4 protein-coding genes are annotated in these 3,191 nt (G+C 66.3%); all 4 read left to right on the forward strand.

Annotated features, from left to right (window positions below; all coding sequences use genetic code 11):
- A partial coding sequence (rdgB, locus tag DBR20_RS11500) for an RdgB/HAM1 family non-canonical purine NTP pyrophosphatase (RefSeq protein ID WP_108266261.1) occupies positions 1–573 on the forward strand: 573 nt, incomplete at its 5' end.
- 26 nt (positions 574–599) lie between these two features.
- Positions 600–1,100, forward strand: a complete 501-nt coding sequence (locus DBR20_RS11505) for a hypothetical protein (protein ID WP_108266259.1) — start codon at positions 600–602, stop codon at positions 1,098–1,100.
- Between the two features lie 35 nt (positions 1,101–1,135).
- A complete protein-coding gene (hemW, locus tag DBR20_RS11510) occupies positions 1,136–2,362 on the forward strand; it encodes a radical SAM family heme chaperone HemW (protein WP_229979451.1) in 1,227 nt (408 codons plus the stop codon).
- 120 nt (positions 2,363–2,482) lie between these two features.
- Positions 2,483–3,191, forward strand: a 709-nt coding sequence (locus DBR20_RS23015) for a DUF1631 domain-containing protein (protein WP_258223306.1), incomplete at its 3' end; no start/stop codon positions are given.

Genomic DNA, 3,191 nt, shown 5'->3' on the forward strand with positions numbered 1-3,191 from the left:
GCTGGCAAGCTGGTGGAAATGCAGGAAATCCTCGCCGACCTGCCGCTGCAGATCACTTCGGCCGCCGAACTGGGGCTGGGCGATGTGGAAGAGACCGGCCTGACCTTCGTCGAGAACGCGCTGCTGAAGGCGCGCGCGGCCTGCGAAGCGACCGGCCTGCCGGCGCTGGCCGATGATTCGGGTCTGATTGTCGATGCCCTCGGCGGTGCACCGGGCCTGTACAGCGCGCGCTATGCCGGTCACCCGACCAATGCGGCAGCCAACAATGCCAAGCTGCTGGAAGCGATGGCCGACATCGCCGATGGCCAGCGCAGCGCCCGCTTCTACGCAGTGATCGTGCTGCTGCGCCATGCCACCGACCCGCAGCCGCTGATCTGCGAAGGCCGCTGGGAAGGACAGATCATCCGCGAACTGCGCGGTACGAATGGATTCGGCTACAACCCGGTGTTCCTGGATACCGCCCACGGCCTGACCGCTGCGGAAATGGAGCCGGCGTTGAAGAATGCCATCAGCCATCGCGCCATCGCCCTGCAGCAGCTCAAACAGCAGCTCAAGCAGCAGCTCGCGGCCTGAACCAGCGTCCAACAGGAGACTCAAGGATGACCGTGAAGCGCTACCGCACCGGAATGGAACTGGTGCAATTGCTTGCCGTACTGGGGCTGATCAGTGGTGCGATCTTTGGCGGCATGTTGGCGTGGGCAGGGAAGGAATCCTGGTGGGCGGTGCCGGTGGTTGCGCTGGTCGGCATGACCGTCATCACGCTCATCGGCGCGCCCATCATGTGGCAGCGCGTCGAACTGGACGGCGCTGCCGGCCACCTGCGCTATCACAACATCGGCAGCCTGCATCGGTGGCGCCATGTGGCACTGGTGGACGTGCTGGAAGTACGGCTTGACAGTTTTGCCGACAAGCGCAAGGCCATGGTCTCCGGTCTCCATCTGTGCATGCGCAATGGCTGCAGTCCTGCGCGCCACCGTTTGATTGACAACGCTATAGGCAACTACAAAGGGCCCTCGCCCTTCTTCCGCCAGATGGCCGCTGCCGTGCTTCGCGCGCAACCGCACTCCCTGGTCGACCCCCTCCTGCGGGCGGCGGACTGATCTGCCGCTCCCCCCACGTCTGCATCACGCCAGCCATGCCGCACGCCCACAACCACGACCACTGCAACCACCTGCCCGGCGAGTCCTGCGACCACGACACCCCGCCACGCCTGGTGCCGCCGCCGCTGGCGCTGTACGTGCATCTGCCGTGGTGCGTGCGCAAGTGCCCGTACTGCGATTTCAACTCGCACCAGGCAAAGGGCGAACTGCCCTTCGATGCCTACATCGATGCGCTGGTGCGCGACCTCGACCAGGACCTGCCGCTGGTCTGGGGCCGGGTGGTCAGCAGCGTGTTCTTCGGTGGCGGCACGCCCAGCCTGTTCCCGCCGGAAGCCATCGACCGCTTCCTGCAGCAGGCCAGCGCCCGCCTGCGCTTCGCGCCCAATGCCGAGATCACCCTGGAAACCAACCCGGGCACCGCCGAGCACGGTCGCTTCGACCGCTACCGTGCGGCCGGGGTCAACCGCCTCAGCTTCGGCATCCAGAGTTTCGATGATGCGATGCTCAAGCGCCTGGGCCGCATCCACGACAGTGGCGAGGCCGAGCGCGCGGTGAAGATGGCGCAGGACGCGGGCTACGACAACTTCAACATCGACCTGATGTACGCCCTGCCGGAGCAGACCCTGGCCGGTGCCGAGGCCGACCTGGAGCGCGCCTTCGCGTTGCAGCCGACGCACATCTCGCACTACCAGCTGACCCTGGAACCGAACACCGTGTTCTTCGCGCGGCCGCCGCAGGGCATCCCCGATGAAGACAATGCGTGGGACATGCAGGAGCACTGCCAGGCGCTGCTGGCGCAGGCCGGTTTCGGCCAGTACGAGGTGAGTGCCTACGCCCGCCCCGGCCGGCAGAGCGCGCACAACCTGAACTACTGGCGTTTCGGTGACTACCTCGGCATTGGCGCCGGCGCACACGGCAAGATCAGTTCCGGCGCCGAGGAGCACGTGCTGCGGCGCTGGAAGCACAAGCACCCGCAGACGTTCATGGATACCGCAGGCACGGCCGCATCGTTCGGCGGCGACGAGGTGATCGCCGCTGATCGCCTGCCGTTCGAGTACATGCTCAACCTGCTGCGCCTGCACGAAGGTTTCAGCCTGCGCGACTTCGAATCGCGAACCGGCCTGGCCCGCAGCGTGCTGGACGTTCCATTGGCCGAAGCGGTGCAGCGCGGTTGGCTGGTGGTGGCGGACGGGTACGTGCAACCGACCGAGCTCGGCCGGCGCTTCACCAACGATGTGGTCAGCCTGTTCCTGGAAGAATGATCCGCCTGCGGCGCAACCATGGAAGGCTGCCCTGAATGAATCCATCGCTAAAGTAGCGCCTTCACCGGCCGACACGGTAGATTCCAAGTTCGATCCGCGGGAATCCGGACCCCCTCGCCGATGTCTGCTGTCTTCTCTCTTTCCAGTGCCGATACTGCCCGCCTGGCCGCAGCCGACCTGCCGCCGCGCGTACGCGAGCTGCTGGGCGCGCTGATCGGCCTGTGCCACCAGGCCCTGACGGCACCGCTGATCCTCACCGTGGAAGCGCTGGAGCAGACCCTGCTGCATGACGCCGACCATGCCCGCAACCCGCAACAGCAGGCTGACCTGCTGGGTCAGCGCAGCCAGCTGCATGCGTTCGCCGGCCACTTCAGCGACCGTATGCTCGATGCGCTGGCCGATGCGCTTGCGCGGTTGCGTGAACCGATCACCCCGGTCCTGCCTACCGCCACACCACCGCCGTTGCCCGGCATGCTGGGGTTGACCCTGGTGGCCGAGCATGAGGTCGACCGCGACCTGCTGCTGACCGAAATGGTGCGCCGGGAAACGCTGCGTTCGGCCAACGCCTTGAACCTGCTCGGCCAGCGTCTGGGTGTTGTTGCCGGCACACCGGCTTTCGAAGCCGATACCCTGCCGCTGGCACCGCAGGCCCTGTGCGCGATGGTGCGCAAGCTGGCCGAACAGGATGCCCTCAGCGCCGACGTCCAGATGGCGCTGTACCGCAGTTTCGAGCGGCAGGTACTGGAACGGCTGGGCGATGTGCTCGACCGCGCCAATGCGCTGCTTGCTCAGCACGGCATCCTGCCAGGCCTGGTCTACACCCCGTACC

The organism is Stenotrophomonas sp. HMWF023 (genome assembly GCF_003060985.1).
Lineage (GTDB): Bacteria > Pseudomonadota > Gammaproteobacteria > Xanthomonadales > Xanthomonadaceae > Stenotrophomonas > Stenotrophomonas lactitubi.